The organism is Hahella sp. NBU794 (genome assembly GCF_050749805.1).
Taxonomy (GTDB): domain Bacteria; phylum Pseudomonadota; class Gammaproteobacteria; order Pseudomonadales; family Oleiphilaceae; genus Hahella.
Map to the genome: position 1 here is coordinate 5,882,234 of NZ_CP192738.1, position 24,744 is coordinate 5,906,977.

General features: G+C 56.3%; 27 protein-coding genes. 20 read left to right on the plus strand and 7 right to left on the minus strand.

Features of this window, described 5'->3' with window-relative positions; genetic code table 11:
• Position 1: 1 nt before the first annotated feature.
• From xdhC to gpt, 9 genes are all read left to right on the plus strand, one after another.
• A complete protein-coding gene (xdhC, locus tag ACQYWX_RS25625; protein ID WP_431686831.1) occupies positions 2–904 on the plus strand; it encodes a xanthine dehydrogenase accessory protein XdhC in 903 nt (300 codons plus the stop codon).
• Positions 901–2,268 carry an allantoinase AllB gene (gene allB, locus ACQYWX_RS25630; protein WP_431686832.1) on the plus strand — a complete coding sequence of 456 codons (1,368 nt, stop codon included), beginning with the start codon at positions 901–903 and terminating at the stop codon, positions 2,266–2,268. The genes xdhC and allB overlap by 4 nt, the downstream gene beginning before the upstream one ends.
• A gap of 64 nt (positions 2,269–2,332) precedes the next feature.
• Positions 2,333–3,337, plus strand: coding sequence for an allantoicase (gene alc / locus ACQYWX_RS25635; RefSeq protein WP_431686833.1), 1,005 nt, complete (start codon positions 2,333–2,335; stop codon positions 3,335–3,337).
• On the plus strand, positions 3,334–3,843 hold the full coding sequence (gene uraD / locus ACQYWX_RS25640; RefSeq protein ID WP_431686834.1) for a 2-oxo-4-hydroxy-4-carboxy-5-ureidoimidazoline decarboxylase: 510 nt from the start codon (positions 3,334–3,336) through the stop codon (positions 3,841–3,843). Before alc ends, uraD begins: the two co-directional genes overlap by 4 nt.
• Positions 3,840–4,205 carry a hydroxyisourate hydrolase gene (uraH, locus tag ACQYWX_RS25645; protein ID WP_431686835.1) on the plus strand — a complete coding sequence of 122 codons (366 nt, stop codon included), beginning with the start codon at positions 3,840–3,842 and terminating at the stop codon, positions 4,203–4,205. Before uraD ends, uraH begins: the two co-directional genes overlap by 4 nt.
• Before the next feature lies 1 nt (position 4,206).
• On the plus strand, positions 4,207–4,707 hold the full coding sequence (locus ACQYWX_RS25650; protein ID WP_431686836.1) for an ureidoglycolate lyase: 501 nt from the start codon (positions 4,207–4,209) through the stop codon (positions 4,705–4,707).
• 40 nt (positions 4,708–4,747) lie between these two features.
• A complete protein-coding gene (guaD, locus tag ACQYWX_RS25655) occupies positions 4,748–6,055 on the plus strand; it encodes a guanine deaminase (protein WP_431686837.1) in 1,308 nt (435 codons plus the stop codon).
• 213 nt (positions 6,056–6,268) lie between these two features.
• The gene (locus ACQYWX_RS25660; protein ID WP_431686838.1) at positions 6,269–7,483 is read left to right on the plus strand and encodes a urate hydroxylase PuuD; all 1,215 of its coding nucleotides are present in this window, start codon (positions 6,269–6,271) and stop codon (positions 7,481–7,483) included.
• Between the two features lie 130 nt (positions 7,484–7,613).
• Positions 7,614–8,105 (plus strand): xanthine phosphoribosyltransferase, encoded by a 492-nt coding sequence (gpt, locus tag ACQYWX_RS25665; protein ID WP_127973384.1) that lies wholly within the window; start codon positions 7,614–7,616, stop codon positions 8,103–8,105.
• Positions 8,106–8,138: 33 nt separating this feature from the next.
• Here the strand turns inward: gpt and upp are convergent, their stop codons facing one another.
• The 3 genes from upp to ACQYWX_RS25680 all read right to left on the minus strand — a co-directional run bounded on the left by upp (position 8,139) and on the right by ACQYWX_RS25680 (position 11,837).
• Positions 8,139–8,774 carry a uracil phosphoribosyltransferase gene (upp, locus tag ACQYWX_RS25670; protein ID WP_011395043.1) on the minus strand — a complete coding sequence of 212 codons (636 nt, stop codon included), beginning with the start codon at positions 8,772–8,774 and terminating at the stop codon, positions 8,139–8,141.
• 193 nt (positions 8,775–8,967) lie between these two features.
• Entirely contained in the window at positions 8,968–10,275 is a 1,308-nt protein-coding gene (locus tag ACQYWX_RS25675; RefSeq protein WP_431686839.1) for a hypothetical protein, read from the minus strand.
• 107 nt (positions 10,276–10,382) lie between these two features.
• On the minus strand, positions 10,383–11,837 hold the full coding sequence (locus tag ACQYWX_RS25680) for a WS/DGAT/MGAT family O-acyltransferase (protein WP_431686840.1): 1,455 nt from the start codon (positions 11,835–11,837) through the stop codon (positions 10,383–10,385).
• Positions 11,838–12,286: 449 nt separating this feature from the next.
• Between ACQYWX_RS25680 and ACQYWX_RS25685 the strand changes: the two genes are divergently transcribed.
• Both ACQYWX_RS25685 and ACQYWX_RS25690 read left to right on the plus strand, forming a co-directional pair.
• Positions 12,287–13,216, plus strand: a complete 930-nt coding sequence (locus ACQYWX_RS25685; RefSeq protein ID WP_216737939.1) for an alpha/beta hydrolase — start codon at positions 12,287–12,289, stop codon at positions 13,214–13,216.
• A gap of 225 nt (positions 13,217–13,441) precedes the next feature.
• Positions 13,442–14,197 carry an FFLEELY motif protein gene (locus ACQYWX_RS25690; RefSeq protein WP_279505537.1) on the plus strand — a complete coding sequence of 252 codons (756 nt, stop codon included), beginning with the start codon at positions 13,442–13,444 and terminating at the stop codon, positions 14,195–14,197.
• Positions 14,198–14,223: 26 nt separating this feature from the next.
• On the opposite strand, the gene ACQYWX_RS25695 is transcribed toward ACQYWX_RS25690, so the two are convergent.
• On the minus strand, positions 14,224–14,505 hold the full coding sequence (locus ACQYWX_RS25695; RefSeq protein ID WP_127973390.1) for a polyhydroxyalkanoic acid system family protein: 282 nt from the start codon (positions 14,503–14,505) through the stop codon (positions 14,224–14,226).
• A 157-nt stretch (positions 14,506–14,662) separates the two neighbouring features.
• Between ACQYWX_RS25695 and ubiE the strand changes: the two genes are divergently transcribed.
• The 9 genes from ubiE to ACQYWX_RS25740 all read left to right on the plus strand — a co-directional run bounded on the left by ubiE (position 14,663) and on the right by ACQYWX_RS25740 (position 20,836).
• Positions 14,663–15,412, plus strand: coding sequence for a bifunctional demethylmenaquinone methyltransferase/2-methoxy-6-polyprenyl-1,4-benzoquinol methylase UbiE (gene ubiE / locus ACQYWX_RS25700; protein WP_279505535.1), 750 nt, complete (start codon positions 14,663–14,665; stop codon positions 15,410–15,412).
• A 1-nt stretch (position 15,413) separates the two neighbouring features.
• Positions 15,414–16,046: a ubiquinone biosynthesis accessory factor UbiJ gene (locus tag ACQYWX_RS25705; RefSeq protein WP_431686841.1), complete on the plus strand. Its 633-nt coding sequence runs from the start codon at positions 15,414–15,416 to the stop codon at positions 16,044–16,046.
• On the plus strand, positions 16,043–17,683 hold the full coding sequence (ubiB, locus tag ACQYWX_RS25710) for a ubiquinone biosynthesis regulatory protein kinase UbiB (RefSeq protein WP_127973393.1): 1,641 nt from the start codon (positions 16,043–16,045) through the stop codon (positions 17,681–17,683). The genes ACQYWX_RS25705 and ubiB overlap by 4 nt, the downstream gene beginning before the upstream one ends.
• A gap of 66 nt (positions 17,684–17,749) precedes the next feature.
• Positions 17,750–18,139 carry a phosphoribosyl-AMP cyclohydrolase gene (gene hisI, locus ACQYWX_RS25715; RefSeq protein WP_431686842.1) on the plus strand — a complete coding sequence of 130 codons (390 nt, stop codon included), beginning with the start codon at positions 17,750–17,752 and terminating at the stop codon, positions 18,137–18,139.
• 109 nt (positions 18,140–18,248) lie between these two features.
• Positions 18,249–18,581: a phosphoribosyl-ATP diphosphatase gene (locus ACQYWX_RS25720; protein ID WP_127973395.1), complete on the plus strand. Its 333-nt coding sequence runs from the start codon at positions 18,249–18,251 to the stop codon at positions 18,579–18,581.
• 81 nt (positions 18,582–18,662) lie between these two features.
• On the plus strand, positions 18,663–18,905 hold the full coding sequence (gene tatA, locus ACQYWX_RS25725) for a Sec-independent protein translocase subunit TatA (protein WP_216737942.1): 243 nt from the start codon (positions 18,663–18,665) through the stop codon (positions 18,903–18,905).
• 24 nt (positions 18,906–18,929) lie between these two features.
• Positions 18,930–19,340 (plus strand): Sec-independent protein translocase protein TatB, encoded by a 411-nt coding sequence (gene tatB / locus ACQYWX_RS25730; protein ID WP_279505531.1) that lies wholly within the window; start codon positions 18,930–18,932, stop codon positions 19,338–19,340.
• Positions 19,327–20,106, plus strand: coding sequence for a twin-arginine translocase subunit TatC (tatC, locus tag ACQYWX_RS25735; RefSeq protein WP_253938449.1), 780 nt, complete (start codon positions 19,327–19,329; stop codon positions 20,104–20,106). The genes tatB and tatC overlap by 14 nt, the downstream gene beginning before the upstream one ends.
• Positions 20,107–20,128: 22 nt before the next feature.
• Entirely contained in the window at positions 20,129–20,836 is a 708-nt protein-coding gene (locus tag ACQYWX_RS25740) for a 16S rRNA (uracil(1498)-N(3))-methyltransferase (protein ID WP_431686843.1), read from the plus strand.
• Between the two features lie 64 nt (positions 20,837–20,900).
• Here the strand turns inward: ACQYWX_RS25740 and ACQYWX_RS25745 are convergent, their stop codons facing one another.
• The 3 genes from ACQYWX_RS25745 to pepP are packed head-to-tail and all read right to left on the minus strand — an operon-like array spanning position 20,901 to position 24,734.
• Positions 20,901–22,103 (minus strand): UbiH/UbiF/VisC/COQ6 family ubiquinone biosynthesis hydroxylase, encoded by a 1,203-nt coding sequence (locus ACQYWX_RS25745; RefSeq protein WP_431686844.1) that lies wholly within the window; start codon positions 22,101–22,103, stop codon positions 20,901–20,903.
• 34 nt (positions 22,104–22,137) lie between these two features.
• On the minus strand, positions 22,138–23,373 hold the full coding sequence (gene ubiH, locus ACQYWX_RS25750) for a 2-octaprenyl-6-methoxyphenyl hydroxylase (protein ID WP_431686845.1): 1,236 nt from the start codon (positions 23,371–23,373) through the stop codon (positions 22,138–22,140).
• Positions 23,370–24,734 (minus strand): Xaa-Pro aminopeptidase, encoded by a 1,365-nt coding sequence (gene pepP / locus ACQYWX_RS25755; protein WP_431686846.1) that lies wholly within the window; start codon positions 24,732–24,734, stop codon positions 23,370–23,372. The genes ubiH and pepP overlap by 4 nt, the downstream gene beginning before the upstream one ends.
• Positions 24,735–24,744 lie beyond the last annotated feature (10 nt).

Below are 24,744 nucleotides of genomic sequence, written 5' to 3' on the forward strand. Positions count from 1 at the left end.
TATGTATAGGGAGCAATGGTTCGAAGTCACCCAGCGGCTCAGCCGCGCTGGGCGGCCTTTCGTGCTGATCACGCTGATCGGCGCGCGCGGCTCTACGCCTCGGGACAGCGGAACCAAAATGGTTGTTTCCGCCGACGCCACCTTTGACACCATTGGCGGCGGCCATCTGGAGTTCAAGGCTACCGCTATGGCGCGGGAGATGTTGGCCAGACAGGATTACAGTCAGCGCATGGAACACTTTCCTCTAGGCGCCAGCCTGGGCCAGTGTTGCGGCGGCAGCGCCACCGTTCTGTTTGAAGCCTTTGCGCCCTGCCCCACACAGATCGCTTTGTTCGGCGCCGGCCATGTCGCCAAAGCGCTGGTGACAGTCCTGGCGGAACTGCCGGTGCAAGTCACCTGGATCGACTCCCGGGAAGAGCTGTTTCCTGAAACGCTTCCCGCCAACACCCATAAACGGGTGGACGCCTATCCCTGCGATGTGATCGACGATCTACCGGATAACCTCTATTACCTGATTCTGACCCATAATCATCAACTGGATTACGAACTGGCTGAGAAGATCCTGCGCCAGGACCGCTTCGCGTATCTGGGGCTGATCGGCTCAGCCACCAAGTGGGCGCGTTTCCGCCAGCGCTTTGACTATCGCGGCGTGGACTCCAGTCAGGTCGAACGCGTGAGCTGTCCGGTAGGCCTGTCCGCCGTCCCCGGCAAGCAGCCGATGGAAGTGGCGGTGTCTATCGCCGCCGAGCTGATCGGTTTGTATCACACCTCCACACAGCCCACACAACAGGGCGTGGCCTGGAAGGACATCAAAAGCTGGGCCGCCGATCAGGCAGAGCCGCGGGACGCCAGCGACACGGACCCTTCAACGTCAACGCAAACATCCTCAGGAGAGACTTTATGAGTGGCGTCGCCATTCGCAGCCGCAGAGTGATCACCGATCAGGGCATGCAGCCCGCAACTGTGCTGATCGCCGGCGGCCAAATCGTGGAAGTGCAGCCTTACGATATGTCGATAGACGCCGACTACGAGCTGGAGGATGTCGGCAATGACGTGGTGATGCCCGGTCTGGTGGACACTCACGTGCATATTAACGAACCCGGCCGCACGGAATGGGAAGGCTTCAATACCGCCACCCAGGCCGCCGCCGCTGGAGGTATCACCACACTGGTGGATATGCCGCTGAACTGTATCCCGGTCACCACCACCGCCGACGCCTTTCGCATCAAGCTTGATGCGGTGTCCGACAAGCTCTGGGTCGACTGTGGCTTCTGGGGCGGGGTCGTGCCGGAAAATATCGATGAGCTGCCTGCGCTGCTGGACGCAGGCGTGCTGGGCGTAAAATCATTTCTGATCGACTCTGGAATCGATGAGTTTCCGCCGGTGACGGACAGCGACGTCAAACGGGCCATGCCTATATTGGCGCGCTACGGCGTCCCCTATCTGATTCACGCAGAGCTGGATAAAGAGCACAGCCCGCCGCCGGCAATCGGCAATAGTTATCAGAGTTTCCTCGCTTCGCGCCCCAAAGCCTGGGAAAACGACGCTATCGACCTGATGATCAACGCCGCCCGCGATTTCAAGGCGCAAGGCGTGGACTGCAAAGTGCATATCGTGCACCTGTCTTCCGCCGAGGCGCTGGCCGCCATCGGCGCCGCCAAAGAGTCGGGACTGTCTTTCACCGTGGAAACCTGTCCTCACTACCTGACCCTGTTCGCCGAAGCCATCCCGGATGGCAAAACACTGTTCAAGTGCTGCCCGCCCATTCGTGAAAACGACAACCGCGAGCACTTATGGCAAGCCCTGGAGCAGCGACTGATCGACTTCGTCGTGTCCGACCACTCTCCCTGCACGCCGCAACTGAAAGAGATCGACAGCGGCGATATCGAAAAAGCCTGGGGCGGTATTTCCGCCCTCCAGTTCAGTCTGCCACTGGTATGGCATGAAGCTCACCAACGGGGCTTGTCGCTGCCCTTCATTTCCCGCCTGATGAGTTGGGAAACCGCCCGCTTCGCCGGCCTGTCCCATCGCAAAGGCCGTCTGGCCCCGGGATATGACGCGGACGTCTTGGTATTTGACGACCATCAAGCGGTCACCATCAGCAAGGACATGATCAAGCACCGCCACAAGATTACGCCTTATGAAGGCATGCAGGCCACCGGCGCCATTCGCCAGACCTGGTTGCGCGGACAATGTATTTACAAGGACGACCAGTTTATCGGCGCCGCCAAAGGCCAGCCGCTGCTGAGAGAGAGCAAAGCAGGCTGAGCGCGGACATCATGAACGACACACAACAACGATTAACCTCCACACTTATTTTGGAATTCTCTGTATGAGTCACGCCATCGATTTTGAACTGCCCTATCCTGGCGCCCTTAACCTGGCGGCCGAACGCCTGGGAACCCAGGTGTTGTCTTGCAGCGACGACTTCTTCGCCTCCAAGGACAACCTGATCAAGTCCGGACGCGGCATTTTCATCGCCGATAAGTACACGGATAACGGCAAATGGATGGATGGCTGGGAATCACGGCGTCGCCGCGACGGCGGTTACGACTGGTGCACCCTGCGCCTCGGCGCGCCCGGTCGCATTGATTTTATCGACGCCGACACCAATCACTTTCGCGGCAATGCGCCGGCGTCAGTGTCTCTGGACGCCTGTTACTGTCTGGGCGAACCAAACGCCAGCACACAGTGGACGGAGATCCTGCCAAAAACCAGCGTTAACGCTCACAGCCAAAACCTGATCAAGGTGGACAACGCGGACAACTGGACCCACGTGCGCTTGAACATTTATCCCGACGGCGGCGTGGCGCGCCTGCGAGTGTACGGCTCTCCCCAGGTGGACTGGTCACGCACTCTGCCTGGCGAGCTGGTGGATCTGGCCGCTATCGCCAACGGCGGTCGCGCGCTGTTGTGCAGCGATATGTTCTTCAGCGACATGCAAAACCTGCTGATGCCCGGACGCGGCGTCAACATGGGCGACGGCTGGGAAACCAAACGGCGTCGCGGCCCAGGCTACGACTGGCTGATCATGCGTCTGGCCGCGCCTGGCGCTTTGCAGAAAGTGATCGTCGACACCTGCCACTTCAAAGGCAACTATCCTGATCGCTTTTCTCTGGAAGGCGCCGTGGCGGCGGACCCGAACACGACGGACGCAGACAGCCTGAAAGCCCTGGACTGGCAAGCCATCATTCCAGAAACCAAGCTGCATGCGCATCGCGAACATCTGTTCATGGACGAAATCCAGGACAAAGCCACCGCGTTCACCCATCTGCGCTTGAATATTTACCCTGACGGCGGCGTCAGCCGTCTGCGCGTGCTGGGGTATCCCAAATGAGCCAGGTCACCCTAGAACAACTCAACGCTATGCCGGAACAGGCTGCGCAAGCGACATTCCAGACCTGTTGCAGCAGCGAAGCCTGGGCGCGGGGCATGACGACGGCGCGTCCATTCGCCGACCCGACGGCTGTATACAACACCGCCGACCGCATCTGGGCGGGATTGACGGAGCAGGATTATCTGGAAGCCTTCGCCGGCCATCCCAAGATCGGCGACGTGAATTCTCTACGCGCCAAGTACGCTCACACCAAAGCCCTGGCCGCCGGAGAGCAGTCCGGCGTCAACAGCGCCGACGAGGACACCCTGCAACGTCTGGCCAAAGGAAATCAGGCTTACGAAGAAAAATTCGGCTTTATTTTCATTGTCTGCGCCACCGGTAAAAGTGCGGCGGAAATGCTGTCGCTACTGGAGGCGAGACTCCCCAACGCGCGTAGCGAGGAAGTCATAAACGCTGCGGAAGAGCAACGCAAAATCACCCGCATCCGCTTGGAGAAACTGCTATGAGCCAAATCACCACTCATGTTCTGGACACCGCCCAGGGCAAGCCAGCCGCTAGCGTTCCGATTCGCTTCTTCGCTTTTGTCGACGACGATTGGGAGCAAATCGGCGGCGGCGAAACCAACGCCGACGGTCGTCTGCCCAATCTATTGGAAGAAAATGTGGTGCTGCCCGCGGGCCGTTATCTGATGGCCTTCGATACGGCCGCGTATTTCAAGAAACTCATGCACACGCCCGGGTATCGCGGAGCAGAGACCTGCTTCTACCCCTATGTGGACGTCGTGTTTGAAATCAGCGGCGACGGCGAGCACTACCACATTCCTCTGCTGCTCTCGCCCTATGGCTACTCCACTTACCGAGGCAGCTGAGATGCCCGCGCGTCGCTTGCGTCCCCAAACGCTCACCCGTGAAGCCTTCGCGCCCTACGGCGACGTTATCGTCGCCGACGCTGGCAGCGAGCATTTCACCATTAACTACGGGCAGACGGAACGCTACCACCAATTGGCGACAGTAGATGTGGCTGAATCCGATGGCGCGCCCATTATCAGCCTGTTTCGCTCAACGCCCTTAGCGCTGCCGGTCGCCATCCGCATCATGGAGCGCCACCCGCTGGGCAGTCAGGCGTTCTACCCATTGAGCCCCCGCCCTTATCTGGTGGTGGTGGCGCCGCCCGGAGACTTCGACGCGGACAAAGTAGAAGCCTTCCTGGCGCAACCGGGGCAAGGCGTGAATTACCACAAAGGCGTCTGGCATCACTATTGTCTGGCGCTGGAAGACGTCAGCGACTTTCTGGTCGTGGATCGTAAAGGACCGGGCAATAACTGCGATGAAATCGAATTGCCCGACGCGCCCTGGACAATTGACTTATAATCCGTTGATTTTGATATAAAATGAGGAACCCTGACACGCCATGACCAGCTCCATCAGCGCCCATCGCGGCCCGCTTTTCCATATGATCGCCGATCCAGCGGAAGTGGGTGAAGAAGCCAGTTATCAGTACTGGGAAGACGGCCTGCTTGTCGTCGCAGACGGCAAAATAACCGCCGCCGGAGCCTACAGCGACCTGCTCCCGACGCTTCCCGAAGGCGCAGTCATCGAGAACCATCCCGACAGCCTGATCGTTCCGGGATTCATCGACACCCATATTCACTATCCGCAAACCGAGATGATCGGCGCCTTTGGCAAACAGTTGCTGGAGTGGCTGAACACTTACACCTTCCCCACCGAACGCGACTTTCAGGACCCAAAACATGCGCGCAGAGTGGCGCGGGTGTTTCTGGATGAGCTTCTGAAGAACGGCACCACTACCGCACTGGTGTTCGGCACCGTGCATCCGGAATCGGTGGACATGTTTTTCGAAGAAGCACTGGAACGTAATCTACGCATGATCTGCGGCAAGGTCATGATGGACCGCAATGCGCCGGATTATCTTTGCGATACTGCGGAAAGCAGCTATCAGGACAGTAAAGCTTTATTGGAAAAGTGGCACGGCAAAGGTCGCCTACTCTACGCCGTGACGCCGCGTTTCGCCCCCACCAGCACGCCGGAGCAGTTGGCGGCGGCGGGACGTTTGCGTGAGGAATATCCTGACGCCTACATGCACACACACTTGTCGGAAAACCCCGCTGAGTGCGGCTGGGTGAAAGAACTGTTCCCGCAGTGCGCCAACTATCTGGATGTTTATGACCATTACGGTCTGCTCGGCAAACGCGCCGTCCTGGCCCATGGCGTGCACTTATGCGAAGACGAGTGGAAACGGCTGCACAGCTCGGATTCCGCAGTGGCGTTCTGTCCGACATCCAACCTGTTCCTCGGCAGCGGCCTGTTCGCATTGGAAGAAGCCGAACGTCACAAGGTCAAAGTGGGCCTTGGCACGGACGTAGGCGGCGGCACCAGCTTCTCCCTGCTGCAAACCTTGAACGAGGCTTACAAAGTCATGCAGCTGCGCGGACATGCGCTAACGCCGTTCAAGAGTTTCTATCTGGCCACGCTGGGCGGCGCCAAAGCGCTGGAGCTGGATCACCTCCTTGGCGGCTTCTATGCCGGTAAGGAAGCGGACTTCGTGGTGCTGGATAAACGCGCCACGCCGTTGCTGCAACTGCGCATGGAAAACTGCCGCAGTCTGGCGGAGCAGCTTTTCGCCTTCAGCATCCTAGGAGACGACCGCGCCATACGCGCTACCTACGCGGCTGGACGCTGCGTGCATAAAAAGGATTAACGTGGCGATGATACTGACAGGTTAATAATCCGGCGCGTGAATGCGCCTGCGCGACGACAAGACGCGCTAGACAGAACCTGACCTGTGCAGGTTCTGTCGCTTACAGATGAATAGCTGGACGCTATTTGTCTGTCGGATAAAGAACAAAAACGCAGGAAGCCGCGGATGCGGCTTCGTTGACCAATAACAATTAGACTCGGCTTTGAGGTCAGAATGGACCCGTATTACATCGACTGGATTAATCTTTTCATTCGCTGGTTTCACGTTATCGCAGGCGTGGCGTGGATTGGCGCTTCCTTTTACTTTGTCTGGCTGGACAACTCCCTGCAGGACCCGCCGGACTGGAAAAAAGAAAAGGGAGTCAAAGGCGATTTATGGGCCATTCATGGCGGCGGCTTTTATGAAGTCGCCAAGTACCGGCTGGCGCCGGAGAAAATGCCGGCTACGCTGCACTGGTTCAAATGGGAGGCGTACACCACCTGGTTGACCGGTTTCATGCTGTTGTCCCTGATGTACTACTTCGGGGCGGAGACCTACCTGATCGATAAGTCCGTGATGGAGCTTAGCCAATGGCAGGCTATCGGCATCGGCGTCGGCCTGCTGGTAGCGGGCTGGGCGCTGTACGACGGCTTATGCCGCTCGCCCCTGTCTCGCAATGGCTACGTCTTCGGCGGCCTGTTATTGGGTCTCGCCATTCTGGCCAGCTGGGGCCTGACCCAGGTCTTCAGCGCCCGCGGCGCCTATATTCATGTGGGCGCTCTGATGGGAACGCTGATGGCGGGGAACGTGCTGATGATCATTATTCCCTCCCAAAAAGCGCTGGTGAACGCCGTCAAGGCCGGCGCCGTCCCCGACCCCAAACTGGGTGAAAACGCCAAGCTGCGCTCCACCCATAACAACTACATGACGCTGCCGCTGATCTTCATCATGATCAGCAACCACTATCCCATGACCTACGGCCATGAGTGGAACTGGGCCATTCTATCGGCGCTGGTCGTCATCACCGCCTTTGCGCGCCATTATTTCAACCTCAAGCACAGAGGCGTAAAACAACCTGCTATTCTGGTGATAGCGATGGTGATGTTCATCGGTTTGGCGATGATCGTCAAAAGTACGGGGGAAGCAGATAGCGCAGACGCCCAGCAAACCGCAGAATCGGCGAATAAGGTCGGTTTCATGCAGGCTGCGGCGATCATTCACAACCGCTGCGCCAGCTGTCATGCGGCCAAGCCAACCCAGGCCGGATTTGCGGAGGCCCCTGCCGGCGTACTTCTGGACACCACCAGTGGCGTTATGCGTCACCTCCAACAGATTCAACAGGTTGCGGTAGATTCCAACTACATGCCTCTGGGCAACCTGACCGGAATGACGGATGAAGAGCGCCAACAACTGGGAGCCTGGATCAGACAGGGCGGCGGAACCGAATAAGTCGAGCCGCATTTTTATCCAAAGGAGAATGTTCCTGGGTAAAAAACGCGGTTAGCATATGCAACCTTTTATATGCCTCAGCGATCCCGGGCGGGGTCGCAGGCCAGCCTGAAAGTGACCTAAGCAGACTATGAGCGACAGTAGATACCATCAAACCATCTTTATTTCGTGGGAAGAACTTCATCGGGACACGCGGATGTTATGCCGCAAGCTGATCGATATGGGCCGCTGGAAAGGCATTATCGCCATCACCCGCGGAGGCTTGATCCCCGCCGGCATCATCGCTCGCGAATTGGGCATTCGCTACATCGACACCGTTTGCGCCGTCAGCTATGAAGAGCAGAAGCAGTCCGATGACGTCAATGTCATCAAGAGCTTTGACGCTTCCGTCATTGGCGACGGTGAAGGCTATCTGCTGGTGGATGATCTGGTGGATACGGGTAAAACCGCCAAAGTGGTGCGCAACCTGATTCCCAATGCATTCTTCGCCACGCTTTACGCCAAACCACTGGGTCGGCCTTTTGTGGACCTGTGCATCAAAGAAGTGTCTCAGGAAACCTGGATGCGTTTCCCCTGGGACATGGAACTGAACTACTCAACGCCGCTGGTGGACCGGCTCTAAGAGCCGGCCTCTCCCAGGCAGAAAGCGCGAAGGTTAGCTCTTCTGCTTGGTGCCGAAAATGCGGTCGCCGGCGTCGCCCAGACCAGGCAGGATATAACCTTTTTCATTGAGCCTTTCATCAATGGCGGCGGTGTAGATGTGCACGTCAGGATGGGCTTTCTCTACTGCGGCGATGCCCTCCGGCGCCGCCACCAGCACTAATGCGCGGATTTCGGAGCAGCCTGCTTTCTTAAGCAGATCGATTGTGGAAATCATAGAGCCGCCGGTCGCCAGCATGGGGTCGATGATCAAGGCCAGACGCTGATCCAGTTCACCCACCAGCTTTTCCAGATAGGTTTTCGCTTCCAGGGTTTCTTCGTTGCGAACCTGCCCCACTACGCTGACTTTGGCTGCGGGAATCAGAGATAAAACGCCGTCCAGCATACCCAGTCCTGCGCGCAGAATCGGCACGACGGTTACTTTCTTGCCTTTCAGCTTCTCCACTTCCACCGGCCCGGCCCAACCTTGCACAACCTCCGTGCCCAAGTTGAAATCTTTACTCGCTTCATAAGTCAGCAACGCTCCCACTTCCTGAGCGAGTTCGCGAAAGCTTTTGGTGCTGATTTCAGCCCGCCGCATCAGGCCGATTTTATGACGGACCAAGGGATGGCGGATTTCATGGGTAGGCATAGGATATCTCCGGCAAGACCCGAAAAGCAGGAGCGCTCTCCGGGCATCAGGTAATCTGAATATAAACGCGCAAAATGCTAGCGTATTTTGCGCGTCCACACATCCCTGCAGACAGAAATCTTGCGTGAAAATTGCAGATATATCGGCAAGATGGCCTTTATTGTTTTTATACGTCCCGATCTTACCGTTCCAGTTACTCTTCTTGCCCCGCCGGTTTCTGATTTTTCATGGCGACGCCGAAGCCGATCTTACCGTTTGCAGGATCACTGGCGTCAAACACCAGCAACTCGCCATCGGCGGATGCGATTCCCATCCGGCCGCTGTATGTCAGCTCGCCGTTCAGCTCCACGTTATAGGAGACGCTCAGATTACGCGTCGCAATTCCCGCCGAAGCGCGTATCTGACTGTCAACGCCAGCCCCCGCGCCATCCAGCGTCAAACGACTGAACGTCGCCTGAGGGATGTCCTGATCTTCGATCACGACGCCCAGCCAGTACTCTCCCTGCAGAACGTTATTCGCCATATCCGTGGCGGTGCGCAGACATATCGCCGAGCTTGCCACCGGTCGCCAGCCGCCGACTTCCGCGTTGCCGGGACTGTCGTCTTCGGATGGCGTTACAGGGACCAGCTCTTTCCAGGCCACCCGGGAAAAATGGAACACCCGACCATCAGGGGACGCTCCTCCCAGAGTGCGAACGCTCCAGCGACAGGGGTCATAGACTGGGTTGCCGTCGTTATCCACTGGACAGTCCAACGTGTATCCAGCGTTCTGGACAACCTCATCAAACGCCTCGTCCAAAGCCGGATCGGACCAGCTTAGAACCGCCTCGTCGTCAAAAGAGTATGCAATCGACCGACTTTCCGAGGCTGCGCCCACACCGGTGCTGCCGATACGCTGTAAGACGCCGTTTCCGTCTGCGTCTAAAGTAGCTTTGTGAATCTGCACGGTGAGCTTGTTGTCCGCGCCGCTGGGGAAATAGGTTTCCTCAATGCAGAGATAATCGCCCTGGGTGAGGTCTGGTTTCTGATAGACGATATCGCCGTCCGGGTTTTCGGCGGTAGCGGTTTCATCGACCTTCACGCCGGCGTAGAAAGTGGTGCTGATGGCGGCGACATCCGTCAGGAAGAAAAGATCGCCAGCGGCGCTGATGCCGCCGTATCGCGAGCCGGAGGCATTCATGAAGCCCGCGTCGTCAAATTTGTATTTAGGCGTATTGATTTTGGCGTAACCGCCATTGCCGCCTTTATCCAAGAGGTCGCCCAGCCCTGCGCGGGAGTTGCCGCTGATGATTGAACGCATTACGCGCCCCTGATCCCGCTGCAACGAGATTTCCGACGCATATTGCAAGCCGCTGAGAACAAAGTCCGGGCTTGGTACGGTAGGATCTTTAGGTTTAGTTTCCAGCTTTTCGCAGCCCTGCAGAGTCACTGCAACCGCTACGACGATAAGCGCACTTCGGGACCAATGCACAGGCCCCTGGTTGTATTTATTGTTATTCATCGCAATCAAAGAGCTCAGTAGGGAGTTACCAACTGCAATCTTAGGTTACACAAAGATAAATTCATTGATGCAATTGGCAAAAGCGGCGCATTGCGCGCCGCCTGTGCTCAAGCTTTGCGATGGGAGCGGGCTTCCGCCGCCTGCCAGGTCATGCCGGTGAGAGAACAGTATTCTTCCAGAGAGTCGATCATCGCGCGGGTCAGTTCAGCAGGCTCCGGCAACAGCGCCCGATCCGCGTTGATGCCGATCTGCACGGACTGGTTGTAACTCAACAGGCTGACGCCGAGCCCGATATCGCCCGTCTGCGGCACCCAGAACATTAACTCTTTTACTTTGCTGCCCGCCAGATAACGAGCGCGACGCGCGCCAGGCACATTAGAGAGCACCATCGACGTCTTATTACTGAAAAGCTCCAGCAGCGGCTGTTGCACGCCTTGGGGAAACAGCCCCATTGCGGTGAGCAATGCATGAGAAAGGCTGGGTTGCATTGACTCTTTCAGCGCCGCCATATCGTGCTTGATCTTGTACAGGCGCTCAATGGGGTTGCCGATGCCCGCCGCCAGCGGAACGAAGACCGTGCCGAACTGATTGCCCAACTCCTGTAACTGTTCTCTGCCCAATCTAGTCTCCAATGGCCGCAGATTGACGGGCAAAGTGGCGTGCAAACGCACCCCGTCCACCTGATCCATTCGATCCTGCAACAAGCGTCTTAAGCCGCCGCTCACGCAACTGAGCAACACGTCGTTGATGCTGCAGCCAAACGCCTGAGCGACCTCTTTGAACTTATGCAGGGGAATCAATTCGGACCAGGTGCAGCATTTCATGACGCCCAACTCACCACGCAAAGGTGTGGGATCATCCGCCTCCAAAGCAGCCAGACGCGCAATCTCCGCGGCCCCGTTCAGCCCCTGCCTGACGCCCTCCACGGCATAACCAGGCTCCCGTAGGATACTTTTACCCTCTTCCGCAATGCGATAGCGCAGCTTGGTGCACTTTTCCACCGCCCGGGACAGCGTCTCCATGCCCATGACAAAAGACTGCCGCGCACGCACGCCGGCGTCTCGCTGCTTGCCTGGGTCCAGAGGAAATGGATTGATGTTGGGAGACTGGTCGGACAGCGAACCAAACACCGCCACCAGCGCCAGGCCGTCCGCATAGCAATGATGCACCCGCATCACACAGACATGATGATCGCCATAATTTTCAATGAGATAGACCTGCCACAACGGCTTACCCGGGTCTAAGGGCGTGCTCATCAGGTCGCCAATGAATTTTTCCAGAGCGCCTTTATCCGCCGGCTGCGGCAGAGCGACTTTGCGAACGTGGTAATCCAGAGAAAAGTAGGGATCTTCTTCCCAGAAATAGAATCCGGAGTGATTAACCGGCTTTTGCCGAAAGCGGGGAAAGGCCAGAAACCGGGAGTTGATGAGTTCTTTCAGCTTGTTGAAGGGAATCGGCTCCACCACCGCCATCGCGGTGATCACCATCAGGTTTGTCGGACGATCCAACCGTAACCAGGCTGAATCAACGCCGCTTACCGGCTCAAAGTGATTATCTGACATGAGCTTTCGCCGCACCTCCCCCTACAATTCGGTCATTAGCCATAATGGCTGAAAATCGCAAACTTCTTTACAGAGCGATTACAAATTTTAACACTGGCTCAAAAGCGGCAATCCTATAATCAAAGTGCGACAACCTGACTGCCTGGTTGGATTTTGCCGGATTTTTCGAGCAGAAACCGGCGAGTTTGCGGAATGCGCCCTGGCAGTTTAACTGATGTGTCCATGGGGAAACCATAGAGCATCAGGCGACACTTTATATATAAGACTTAAGATTAGCCTCCACGCTTACGAAATAGGCGCCATAATTAACCTATAGGCGCAAACAACCAAAGTGTCGTCCAGTTGCGAGTTCATACAAATATAATAAACCCGTTGTTGTTTCAGCCATAGGAGACGAGCATCTCCAAGCGTGCGGAAAACGGGGCGGCGCGACGGTGGGAGTTACTACCATGAAAGCAGTCCATGCCCGTAAGTTGTTACGACCAATTGATCCGGCCTATACCGAGATGTTTTCCGGTAAGGTCTACTCCGTGGGAAAAGGCGCGGTATCCCTCCGCAATCATAGCGCTCCGGCGGAAAACACCGTCATCGGCGTCCACGGATTTCTGGAAAATCACTGTTACTTCACCCAGACCTATCAGGCTCCCGACACGGAGCTGATCCTGCTCACCTGCAGCAATTACCATATTCCCGTCAGCGGACCGACCTTGGAGTCCGCGCCCTGGCAGACGCCCATCAAATATCTTGAAGCGACCATCGAGTACGACGCCGCCGTTCTTAATCAGGTGCTGCAGAATATGCCCAGCACCAATCGGGTGCGGGTGCATGGTCACTCTCGGGGCGGCGCCGTTATTCTGGAAGCCATCAAGCAGTGGCCCGAACTCTACGCCAATGTGGATGTCGTGCTGGAAGCGCCAGTATTGCCACAAGGCAAGCTACACGCACTGGCCCGCGCATTGCTCGACCCAGTCAGTCACGGCATGTGGCCCTGGGTGATCCGTCTGGTCAACAGCGCTCCTTCCACCACTTACGGGCAAACTTTCTTCGGCAGAATGAATCCCCGCAAACGGGTATTGTTGGATCGTCTGTTTTCATCCACACGGGACCATCTCACCATTGTGCGCAATATCGAGAATATTCTGGCCTGGATGGAAAAAGGCGACATGACGGCTTACGAGCACATGCGTCATGGCACCATCCTGATTCCCAAGATCGATCGCATTCTGGACCGGGACGCCATGCTGCAAAGCGCCGAAAACTCTCCCAACGCCATACGCATCATTGAAACCGGCGCCACCAGCCACTTTATCACTCTGGACAGCCAGGAATGGGTGCCGCCGCTATCGCTGCTCCCCAATGCGGCCGTCGCCGGCGCCTGACACTCTGCTGACCACTCACTTCCGGCCAGGGACGCGCCGGTTTGACCTCCTCCAAGCCCTCACAACTGAGTAACCAATCACAAACTACGGGAACGCGACAAAAAGTTAGGTAGGCTTTTCTAATCTATCTTTAGTAAACTTGCCGCCAATCATTCATAAGTTGCGATGAGCCATCGCATTTACGCCGAAAGACTGTTTTCTGAAGCCAAATGGCGGGGATCACTCATGTCCAAAGAGAAACTGTTAAGCGTCAACGCAAGAACCGCCAACGCCCGACGCCTGCAACAGTTACTGCTGGACTACCACAACTATCGCCTGCAGAGAGACGAGCATCCCCTGGCGCAGGACATTGATCGGCTATGCGACTGGCAGGCGGATCGCCTCAAAAGAACCCATAATGACCTGTACAGCAATCAGCGCTACCACGAAGCGTTAGACTTCCTGCTGAAAGACCTTTATTCCCCCAAGGAATTCACTCGCCGCGACGCCGATCTGGAAAGGGTGTTTCCGGTGATAGTGAAACTGCTTCCCGATTCCGCGTTGCATACAATCGCCGACCTGGTTGAGTTGAACCTGCTCACGCAACAATTGGATGAGCATATCGCCACCGTATTGCGGGAAATGCGCGTCGAACGTATCACCGAGGACAACTATGCGGAGGCCTTCCGGCGTTGCGATAATTTCGCCTCCCGGCGTCGCCAGATCACGCTCATCGACAAAACCGGTCATGAGCTGGAAAAGTATGTGAAAAGCCGCTTCGTGAGCTTCAGCCTCAAAATTACCGAAGGTCCAGCGGAAATGGCGGGCCTGGGACAGTTGCACAACTTCCTGTCCAGAGGCTTCAAGGCGTTCAAAGAAATGGGCGGAGTCAGTCAGTTATTGCGCGTGATCATGCAGAGGGAAAGCCACATCCTGGAACAAATCCAGGTTAACGCGGACTCTCCCTTCACCCTGCCGGATAATCTGCGCGCTTACGCCTGACTATAACGAGACGTAAGCCGGAATGATCAGGCTTTCTTCAGCAGCCCGTCCAAGTGGCTGTGAATTTCCTGCTCAATGCGGTCTTTGAAGGGACGGAATAAGAAGCCCAGTTCCATGTGCAGATGAATCTGGCTCTCCGCCACTTCCAGCTGCCCCTTAACTCCGCTGCGATGAAAGCGCAGAACTTTATCCTCCCACTCATAGTCGACGCTGAACCGCTCGGACAGGCTCTGCGCCAGTTCGTCCGCCGCCTGCACGGCATGATCCATATCAAGATTATGTTCACGGGTGAGTTCGATCACTGACATCTATAAAACTCTTTGGTTAATTGCGGAGGCTATTGTTTATGGGTTTTCGTCATGTAAATCAAGCAAAAAAATCCCGCCTTGGGCTGTGAATCGCGGGTAGGACTTTCCCCGGGACACAGGTAGAATACCGCACAATTATTTTTACGGGAGCAACCTAATGACAGAGCGGGACACCACCCACTTCGGTTACAAACAGGTGCCGGTCACAGATAAAGAAAGCCATGTGGCCAAAGTGTTCGACTCGGTCGCCGCCAAGTACGACTTGATGAACGACCTCATGTCGATGGGCATTCACCGCCTCTGGAAACGCTTCACTATCGATAAAAGCGGCGTCCGCACCGGCGCATCGGTACTGGATATCGCCGGCGGCACCGGAGACCTGACTAAAAAGTTCTCACGTCTGGTCGGCCCGTCCGGCAAAGTGGTTCTCGCAGACATTAACGCTTCCATGCTGCAGGTTGGCCGCAACCAGCTGCTGGATCACGGCTACGGCGACAACATCGAATTCGTGCAGGCCAACGCCGAGGCGCTGCCCTTCCCTGACAATAGTTTTGATTGCGTCAGCATCGCCTTCGGTCTGCGCAATGTGACGGACAAAGATCAAGCGTTGCGGGAAATGCAGCGTGTACTGCGTCCTGGCGGGCGCCTGCTGGTGCTGGAGTTCTCCAAGCCCACCAACCCCATTGTCTCCAAAGCTTACGACGCTTACTCCTTCTCCGCGTTGCCACTGATGGGCAGTCTTGTCGCGCAGGACAGTGAAAGCTATCGCTACCTCGCCGAGTCCATCCGTATGCACCCCGACCAGGAAACTCTCAAGTCGATGATGGAGCAGGCCGGACTCTGCTTGTGCAAGTACTACAACCTCACCAGCGGCGTAGTCGCGCTGCATACCGGCGTCAAAGCCTGATATGAGCGCCTTCGACCCGCTTCTCCTCACCGCCCTCAATGCGACGGCGGAGCGCATCGCGGCGGAGATACTCCGCTACGACGCCGGTTCCGCTGCACGTCTGGCGGAGCTGGACGGCAAGTGGGCCCAGTTGTCGTTAACGCCCTTCAACCTGTCTCTGTACGTCAGGTTGGGCGAACGCCCTCGTTTTGCAGATGAAGCCGGCGGCGACGTCGATCTCATCATTCAGGGCTCCCCTGGCGACTTCCTGAGTTATTTACAGAACAAAGGAGGCGCGCAAAACATCCACATCCAGGGCGATATGGGCCTGGCGCAGCGCCTCGCCGCCATCGCCAACAATCTGGAAGTGGACTGGGAAGCCAAACTGGCCGAGCATCTTGGCGATATGCCCGCCCACTTTCTGGGTACGCGATTGCGAGGCTTCGGTCGCTGGGTGAAACATGTGGGCGACAGCTTCCGCCGTGACGCGGAAGAGTATGTACACCATGAAGCCCGCACCGCGCCAAGCAAAGATGAAATGAACTACTGGGCGGATGAGGTCGACCGCGTCCGAATGGATTACGATCGTCTGGAAGCCCGTCTGCAACGCCTGCAACAAGCCCTTAATCCCGCAGTAAAAGACACTGATAAGTGAGAAGAATTAACCGCCTTATTCAAATCGTCTGGGTGATCTGCCGCTATCGGCTTGATGAGTTCGCCCCCTTGACCTTATTGCCGCTGCCATTGCGCCTGTTGTTTTTGCTGGCGCCCTGGCGTCTGTTTCCCAAGCCGCAAATACCCCGCGGCGAGCGCCTGAGACGCGCGCTGGAGGAATTGGGGCCCATATTCGTCAAATTCGGCCAGATACTCTCCACCCGTAAAGACTTGCTGCCGGAAGATCTGGCGGATGAGCTCAAGCGTCTGCAGGACAAAGTGCCTCCCTTCGCCAGCGACTCAGCCGTACGGATCATTGAGGAGTCGCTGAAGTCCCCGATTTCAGAGCTCTTCGCCGACTTCCAGACTTACCCGATGGCCTCCGCCTCCATCGCACAAGTGCACGCCGCCACTTTGAAAAACGGCAAGGAAGTGGTGGTGAAAGTTATCCGCCCCAACATAGAAAAGACCATTCGCCTCGATATAGCGCTGATGCTGTTGGTGGCGCGACTGGTCGAAAACTACTGGGAAGACGGTAAGCGCCTACACCCAATCGAGGTCGTGCGCGATTACGAGCACACGATTCTGGACGAGCTGGACCTGCAGCGGGAGGCCGCCAATACATCCCAGCTCAAGCGCAATTTCGCCGGCTCCGAGCTGATCTATATTCCCGAAGTCTACTGGGAGATGACCCACTCCCGCGTTCTGGTCATGGAGCGTATCTATGGCGTTCCCATTGCGGACGTGGAGCAGTTGCGCAAGGCCAACGTTAATATGAAGCTGTTAGCGGAGCGTGGAGTGGAAATTTTCTTCACCCAGGTGTTCCGAGACAGTTTCTTCCACGCCGACATGCATCCCGGCAACATTTTTGTGGATGTCAGTAATCCCGCCAATCCACGCTATATCGCAATCGACTGCGGCATCGTCGGCACACTGACGCCGGAAGACCAATCTTATTTAGCCAGAAACCTGCTGGCCTTTTTCCGCCGCGATTATCGTCAGGTGGCGGTGCTACATATATCCTCAGGCTGGGTTCCGGGACATACTCGCGTCAATGAATTCGAGGCCGCTATTCGCACGGTCTGCGAGCCGATCTTCGAGCGTCCGCTAAAAGACATTTCTTTCGGACAGTTCCTGGTGCGGTTATTTCAAACAGCGCGCCGTTTCGATATGGAAGTGCAGCCGCAATTGGTGTTATTGCAGAAGACCTTATTGAACATTGAAGGACTGGGACGCCAGCTTTATCCAGATTTGGACCTGTGGTCCACCGCGCAGCCTTTCCTGGAAAACTGGATGAAACAGCGCATCGCGCCGCCAGGGCTCCTAAAGGCAATTAAGCAACATGCGCCGGACTGGATTGAGCAGACGCCTGAGTTGCCGCAGATTCTGTACGAAGCCTTTGATCAGCTGCGTCATCTGGACCGCTACAACCAAGCTAACCAGGATAGTCTGGCGAGTTTGAGTCGCGCGTTTGAAAAGGACAAGCAGCAACGGCGCGACTTCTGGCTCGCGGGTTTGGTGCTGGCGTCCGCCGCGGCGATGGCGATTGGCGATCAGCCCTTACGCCTGACGGAGCTGCCATGGCCCTCCGTGACACTCGCCGTCGCTGGGCTTTACTTGCTTATGCGCCCCAAATAGCGCGATAGTAAGGGTGCAGTTTACAAATTTGTGACAACCTCCAACTTAAGAAATAAAACGGTAACAATGACAGAGCAAAATTGGCGCCTCGCGATAAAGTGGAATAACGACGGCCTTATCCCCGTCATCGCCCAGGACAACGATACTGGAACCGTGCTGATGATGGCGTGGATGAACGAAAACGCGTTGTCTGCAACGATAGCCAAGCAGGAAGCGGTGTATTGGTCCCGTTCCCGGGAAAAACTCTGGCATAAGGGCGAGACCTCCGGGCACGTACAGAAGGTAAAAGATATTCTACTGGACTGTGACGGCGACACATTGCTGCTGAAAGTTGAACAAATTGGTGGAATTGCTTGTCATACCGGGCGTGAGAACTGTTTTTTTCGTTCTCTTGACGCACAAGAGTGGAAGGTCAATGCGCCGGTGAAGAAAGATCCGAAAGATATCTACGGATAAGCGCCCGCCCTCAGCGTCCCTCACTCTCTCATTGATTGGTGAAGTGACGGCTCGGCAGGCGATATAAAGATTTAGACAATTTGTTTTCAGAGGCTTGGAAAAGCGCAACATGAACGACATATTGACCCAGCTCGGCAAAGTGCTAGAAGAGCGCAAGCTGGCCGATCCGGATTCATCCTACGTCGCCAGTCTACATGCGAAGGGATTGAATAAAATTCTGGAAAAAGTCGGCGAAGAATGCACCGAAACCATCCTCGCCGCCAAAGATGCGGAACTGGACGGTTCAACGCATAATGTAATTTATGAAACGGCGGACCTGTGGTTTCACAGTCTGGTGATGTTGAGTCACCTGAACATCGGTCCACAGGAAATCATGCAGGAGCTGGCCCGGCGCTTTGACATTTCGGGTCTTGAGGAAAAAGCCTCGCGAGGCAAGAAATAACCGCGGACAGTCCGCACCGGCGCTAACGTCGGACTTGTAGGATTTGGTAATCAGGCAGTAATACTTCAAAGGAGCACAATCATGGGCATATCCATGTGGCAACTACTCATCGTTCTGGTAATCATCGTGCTGCTATTCGGTACGAAAAAGCTGAAGAACATTGGCGGCGATCTGGGCGGAGCGGTGAAAGGCTTTAAAAAAGCCATGAGCGATGGCGAGTCCGAGGAAGACAAAGAGCCCAAGAAGCTGTCGCAAAATGAGAGCCGCACCATCGAAGGCTCCGTAGAGCGCAACGACGCGAAGACTGAATCCAAACACAGCTGATCCACATCGGACGACCCATAGCTTATGTTCGATATCGGATTCCCAGAGCTCGTGCTGGTTGCGGTCATTGGCCTGCTGGTGCTGGGCCCGGAGCGCCTCCCTTACGCCGCGCGCAAAACCGGCTTGTGGGTAGGTCGCATCCGCCGTATGGTCAGTCAGATGTCCTCTGAGATAGACCGGCAATTAAAGGCCGAGGAAATGCGGGAACGGCTGCGCAAAGAAGGCGATACGCTTGGTCTGGAGAAAATCCAGCAAACCGTCAACGATGCGCTGGCGGAAGCGAAGAAATACGAGGACATGGTTGAGAAGAACCCGGCTACGCCGATGTCCTCCAAAGCCAGCCCGCCCCAAACGCCATCTTCCGGGCATGACTCACAACCGGTAGAATCCCACTCCCATTCCGACGACGCCCCCAAGCAGCATGACCGCTCCTGAAATGACTCCGCGCGACGACAACGTAGATAAAGAACTGCCGTTATTTGATCACTTGGTTGAACTGCGCAACCGCTTGCTGCATTCCGTTTTGGCTGTGCTGGTGGCGTTCTTACCTTTATACGCGTTTCGCAATGAAATCTACGCCTATATGGCCAAACCGCTGCGCGCGGCGATGCCGGAAGGGGCCACCATGATCGCAACCGAAGTGGCGTCGCCGTTTCTGGCGCCCTTCAAGCTGACCATGGTGTTGGCGATCTTTCTCATGATTCCGTTCATTCTCTATCAGATCTGGTCGTTCATCGCTCCCGCGCTGTATAAGCACGAGAAAAAGCTGGCGATCCCGCTTCTGGTAAGCAGCGTGCTCCTGTTTTATCTGGGCGTCGCCTTCGCCTACTACGTGGTGTTTCCGCTGGCGTTCAACTTTTTCGCCAGCGCCAGCCCTGAAGGCGTAACGGTGATGACGGACATCAACAAATATTTGGACTTCATCCTCAAGCTGTTTTTTGCGTTCGGTTTCGCCTTCGAAATCCCCATCGCCACCGTGTTGATGGTCAAGGTCGGCATTACCAACGTGGCCAGCCTGCGGGAGAAACGCCCCTACATTGTGGTTATCTGCTTTATCATCGGCATGTTGTTGACGCCCCCTGACGTTATTTCGCAGACCTTACTGGCGGTGCCAATGTGGCTGCTATTTGAAGTCGGCGTCTTATGTAGCCGCTGGGTGGAGCCAACTGCGGATTCCAACTCAGAATCCATCAATACCTGATTCCCGACTTAGTTCTGATTTTATGAATATCCTGTTGTTCTCCGCAGAAGAGCTTTCCGCGTCCGGTCAGCTCTCGCTCACCGACAGACGCGCAGAGCATTTGCGCAAAGTATTGAAAGCCCAGGCCGGTGACGATATCCGCGTCGGCCAGATCAATGGAGAGATGGGAACCGCTCGCTTACTTGATATCAACGAGGAGCGCGCGCGCCTGGAAGTGACTCTAAACGCCGACGCGCCGCCGCCATTGGACCTGACCCTGATCCTGGCGCTACCCCGTCCCAAGATGATGCGCAGAGTGATTCAGAGCACGGTATCACTGGGAGTGAAACGCATCTACTTGATCAACTCCTACAAGGTGGAAAAAAGCTACTGGCAAACCCCTTGGCTTGAAGCCGCCTCACTGAGAGAAAACAGCCTCTTGGGTCTGGAGCAGGGAGTGGACACGGTGCTTCCTGAAATCCATATGCGCAAACTGTTCAAACCCTTTGTGGAAGACGAGCTGCCGCAAATCATCGCTGGAAGCGACGCCCGGGTGGCGCACCCCACCTCCGAGGCGCAGTCGCCACACGTCAACGGGCCGCTGACATTGGCGGTAGGACCCGAGGGCGGTTTTACGCCTTATGAAGTGAAAAAGCTGGAGGAAATCGGCTTTAAGGGCTTCACCCTGGGTAAGCGCATACTTCGCGTAGAAACGGTTATTCCCGCGCTAATCGGCAAGCTATATCTGTAAATCGCACGGCCGCGAGCGCTATCAGAAAGCCGTCGCCGCCACGGACTCGTCACCGTCTCTAACGTTAGACACCCATCGCCTGACGAATCAGTTCTTTTTTGATGAACGGCGTTTTATTCACCAGCGTCAATCCTGCGTTCCGTACTCCGGCAATCATGGGAGAGGGATGTCCGAAGCCGCGCTTGAAGGCTTCCATCAACGTCATCATGGAGAGGTTCCCAGCCTGCCGCCGCCGCTGGTAGCGTCGCAACATTTCCTCGTGTCCCAGAGGAATGCCCCGCCCCAAGGCGCGCCGCGCCTCATCAAGCAAGGCGGCGACATCTTCAAATCCTAGATTGACCCCCTGCCCCGCCAAGGGATGAATAGTATGCGCCGCATCGCCGATAAGCACCGCACCGCAATCAAAGTAACGCTTAGCGTGTCTCTGCCTGAGCGGGAAAGCAAAGCGTCGACTGATATCGACCACTTCCCCCAACGCCTGCTCGGAGGCATCGAATAGAGCCGCTTTGAAGCTGGCGTCGTCCAGCTCCATTAATCTGTCCGCTTCCACAGAATCCGCCGACCAGACAATAGACGAACAACGGTAGTTTTGATTCTGATCCAGTAAAGGCAGCAAAGCCAACGGGCCTGTAGGCAGAAAACGCTGCCGGGCTGTGAACTGATGAGGGCGGGCGGTTGTTATCGTCGCAACAATCGCCTGCTGGCCGTAATCCCATTCCCGAGTCGGGATGCTCAACCACTGACGAATACGTGACAGAGCGCCATCCGCGCCAACCAGCATTCGGCAAGAAACCGTCTCGCCGCTCCCGGTGTCGAGGGAGTAACCCGAAGCATCCGGCTTCAACGCCCGCACCTGATCTTTGATGACGTGGATGTTAGAGCGTTCAGCAATGCGTTGATGCAAAGCCGAGGTCACCACACGGTTTTCGACGATCAACCCCAAGCTGCTTTCGTACACTTCGGCCGAGGAAAACACTATCCGACCGCTCCCTCCGCTATCCCAAACGTCCATATCGGTGTAGCGCAGGCAATATGGCTCTACCTCAGCCCAGACATTCAGCTCGCGCAACAGTTTCTCACTTGCCAGCGTCAGAGCGCTGACACGTGGATCGAAGCTATGCGCGTCATTGCACTTAGGAGGCGTCGCCGTGTTTAGCCCACCTGGATCGATCAGGGCCACTTCTATATCCAGCGCAGACAACCCCAATGCGATCGCCGCGCCAACCATGCCGCCGCCAACGACGGCGACAGGAAATTGTGTCTTCACAATAGGCAGCCTCTACTTTGCAGACTCCGAATAATCAACGCCATTGCGGCGCGCGCTCAGCGACGCCCATGGCGTACTCAGCGAACCGACGCTTCGCCGCAGGCGCCAGATTCAGACTAATCAAGCCAAACTGCCTGACGCTTTCCAGCCAGGCGGACTTTTCGCCAAATAATTTGATCAGCCCATCACTGGCCGTCACAGTGCGTTTCTGGTCCGCCTGCTGGCGCGCCAGATACTTGTTGAGTATCGGCAGCCCACCCAATTCTTCACTGGTGACCGCCTCGTTCAGCACTTCCGCCAAATGCAGCGCATCCCTCAAAGACAGGTTATATCCCTGCCCCGCCACAGGGTGCAGCGTATGCGCCGAATTCCCCAGCAGCACCAGTCCTTCTCGAACCTGCTCCTGAGCGGTTTGCAGCGTAAGCGGGTAATGATTGATATCGCCGACCTGGACAATACGTCCTATGCGGTAGCCGATCTGAGACTGCAGCGCCTCGGCGAAACTGGCCTTGTCCAGAGATAGCAGCCCCTGCAAGCGATTACTCGGCACAGTCCAGACCACCGCCATGCGATCATCACGCTCAGACGCCAGCGGCAAAAAGGCGACGGCGCCGCCATCAATGAAGCGCTCATACGCGATATTGTCATGTGAACGGGAAAGGCCCACGTTGACCACCAGCGCATGTTGGCCATAGTCCACGCGATGGCTGGCGACGCCAAAGCCCTCCGCCAGACTGGAGCGTCCTCCGTCAGCAAGCACAAGCAATCTTCCGACGATATCCCTCTCATGCTCCCCTTCCCGCAGACGCACTGTCATTCCCTCAGGACAGCTCCGCGCAGACACCGCCTCTGCGGGCGCCAATACGGTTAAGTCCGCCCATCCCTCTAACGAGGCAACAAGACTGCGTCCGATGGCCGCATTGGGAACCACGTAGCCAAAAGCATCGAGCCCCTGTTCCTTAGCCTGCAGACGGGTCGCGCCCCATTTGCCCTGTTCGGAAACATGGATAGTGCTGATGCCTCCGGCGTATGGAGCCATGGCGGGCCATACCCCCATACGCTCGTATAAGAGGCGAGAGCCGTGAGACAGCGCCGTGGAGCGCACATCGAAACTGGGTGTAAAGGGCCCCTCAGACGAGGTCTGCAAGGAGTGCGCCTCCACCAGCGCCACCTGAAAGCGACGCCGGGAAGACTGCTGTAAGGCCAAAGCCAGGGTTGCGCCGACCAGACCTCCGCCGACGATAACGATATCGTAGTGACGGGTCATCATTTACCCCGCATCAAGGCCTCAATTTCATCGACTTTCTTCGGCGTACCCGAGGTAATGACCTCACCGCCCTGCTTGGTCACGATCACATCGTCTTCGATACGAACGCCAATGCCTTTCCAGCGTGGATCGACATCTTCCAGTTCCGGAGCGATATAAATACCCGGTTCGACCGTCAACGCCATACCGGGCTCCAACACTCGCCATTCGCCGCCGACTTTGTAGTCGCCGACATCATGGACATCCAGGCCCAGCCAATGACCCGTGCGGTGCATAAAGAATTTCTTGTAGGCCTCGGTTTCAATCAGTTCATTCAGCTCGCCTTTGAGCAGACCGATCTCACGCAGCCCCTCGGTAATCACTTTCAAAGCCGCTTCGTGCGGCTGGTTCCAATGGCGACCAGGACGAACTTCTTTGATGGCCGCTTCCTGGGACGCGAGCACGATTTCATAAATAGTGCGTTGCTCAGCGCTGAATTGTCCGGAGACCGGGAAGGTCCGTGTGATGTCGGACGCATAGCAATCCAGCTCACAGCCTGCGTCGATCAATACCAGATCGCCGCTCTTCAGTTTGTCGTTATTGGTGACGTAATGAAGAATACAAGCATTCTCGCCGCCGCCGACGATACAGTTGTACGCCTGCGCTCGTGAGCCTTCCCGCAGAAATACGTGCTGAATGGCGGCTTCAAGCTGATACTCATACATCCCGGGCTTACAAATGCGCATGGCTTCGTTATGCGCCTCGGCGCTGATGCGCGCCGCCTGCTTCATGATTTTGACTTCAGCGGAAGACTTGAACAGGCGCATGTCGTGCAACGTATGCTCCAGCGCCACGAACTCTCCGGGGGGGTGCGCGCCATTCTTGATTTTGCTGCGAATGACATTGATCCATTCCATGACCCTGCGATCAAACTTTTCATCCAGTCCCATGGAGTAGTAAACCCGCTGCTTACCTTCCAGCAAGCCCGGTAGAATTTCATCAACATCGTCGATGGGGAAGGCGTCATCAAAGAGATAGTGTTCGATCGCCCCTTCCTGTCCCGCCAACTTGCCATTCCAGCGCTCGTAGTCCGGATTCTTTTCCTTGCAGAACAAAATAGATTCGCCGTGCTCGCGCTCCGGGATCAGCACCATTACCGCGTCCGGTTCCGCAAACCCGCTGAGGTAATGGAAATCGCTGCTCTGACGGTAGGGATATTCCGAGTCACGATTGCGTACGCGAATTGGCGCCGCAGGCAGAATAGCGATGCTGTTGGGCGTCATCACATCAAGCAGGTGGCGCCGACGTTTCTGATATTCACGAATCGATAATGCTTGCACGTCTATCTCTCTTAAACTTTTAGTTATCCGTAATATGGCGCACATCCGTACAAAC

Coding starts and splice junctions, on each gene's coding strand:
- xdhC (WP_431686831.1), top strand. CDS start 2: ATGTATAGGGAGCAATGGTTCGAAGTCACCCAGCGGCTCAGCCGCGCT.
- allB (WP_431686832.1), top strand. CDS start 901: ATGAGTGGCGTCGCCATTCGCAGCCGCAGAGTGATCACCGATCAGGGC.
- alc (WP_431686833.1), top strand. CDS start 2,333: ATGAGTCACGCCATCGATTTTGAACTGCCCTATCCTGGCGCCCTTAAC.
- uraD (WP_431686834.1), top strand. CDS start 3,334: ATGAGCCAGGTCACCCTAGAACAACTCAACGCTATGCCGGAACAGGCT.
- uraH (WP_431686835.1), top strand. CDS start 3,840: ATGAGCCAAATCACCACTCATGTTCTGGACACCGCCCAGGGCAAGCCA.
- ACQYWX_RS25650 (WP_431686836.1), top strand. CDS start 4,207: ATGCCCGCGCGTCGCTTGCGTCCCCAAACGCTCACCCGTGAAGCCTTC.
- guaD (WP_431686837.1), top strand. CDS start 4,748: ATGACCAGCTCCATCAGCGCCCATCGCGGCCCGCTTTTCCATATGATC.
- ACQYWX_RS25660 (WP_431686838.1), top strand. CDS start 6,269: ATGGACCCGTATTACATCGACTGGATTAATCTTTTCATTCGCTGGTTT.
- gpt (WP_127973384.1), top strand. CDS start 7,614: ATGAGCGACAGTAGATACCATCAAACCATCTTTATTTCGTGGGAAGAA.
- upp (WP_011395043.1), bottom strand. CDS start 8,774: ATGCCTACCCATGAAATCCGCCATCCCTTGGTCCGTCATAAAATCGGC.
- ACQYWX_RS25675 (WP_431686839.1), bottom strand. CDS start 10,275: ATGAATAACAATAAATACAACCAGGGGCCTGTGCATTGGTCCCGAAGT.
- ACQYWX_RS25680 (WP_431686840.1), bottom strand. CDS start 11,837: ATGTCAGATAATCACTTTGAGCCGGTAAGCGGCGTTGATTCAGCCTGG.
- ACQYWX_RS25685 (WP_216737939.1), top strand. CDS start 12,287: ATGAAAGCAGTCCATGCCCGTAAGTTGTTACGACCAATTGATCCGGCC.
- ACQYWX_RS25690 (WP_279505537.1), top strand. CDS start 13,442: ATGTCCAAAGAGAAACTGTTAAGCGTCAACGCAAGAACCGCCAACGCC.
- ACQYWX_RS25695 (WP_127973390.1), bottom strand. CDS start 14,505: ATGTCAGTGATCGAACTCACCCGTGAACATAATCTTGATATGGATCAT.
- ubiE (WP_279505535.1), top strand. CDS start 14,663: ATGACAGAGCGGGACACCACCCACTTCGGTTACAAACAGGTGCCGGTC.
- ACQYWX_RS25705 (WP_431686841.1), top strand. CDS start 15,414: ATGAGCGCCTTCGACCCGCTTCTCCTCACCGCCCTCAATGCGACGGCG.
- hisI (WP_431686842.1), top strand. CDS start 17,750: ATGACAGAGCAAAATTGGCGCCTCGCGATAAAGTGGAATAACGACGGC.
- ACQYWX_RS25720 (WP_127973395.1), top strand. CDS start 18,249: ATGAACGACATATTGACCCAGCTCGGCAAAGTGCTAGAAGAGCGCAAG.
- tatA (WP_216737942.1), top strand. CDS start 18,663: ATGGGCATATCCATGTGGCAACTACTCATCGTTCTGGTAATCATCGTG.
- tatB (WP_279505531.1), top strand. CDS start 18,930: ATGTTCGATATCGGATTCCCAGAGCTCGTGCTGGTTGCGGTCATTGGC.
- tatC (WP_253938449.1), top strand. CDS start 19,327: ATGACCGCTCCTGAAATGACTCCGCGCGACGACAACGTAGATAAAGAA.
- ACQYWX_RS25740 (WP_431686843.1), top strand. CDS start 20,129: ATGAATATCCTGTTGTTCTCCGCAGAAGAGCTTTCCGCGTCCGGTCAG.
- ubiH (WP_431686845.1), bottom strand. CDS start 23,373: ATGATGACCCGTCACTACGATATCGTTATCGTCGGCGGAGGTCTGGTC.
- pepP (WP_431686846.1), bottom strand. CDS start 24,734: ATGTGCGCCATATTACGGATAACTAAAAGTTTAAGAGAGATAGACGTG.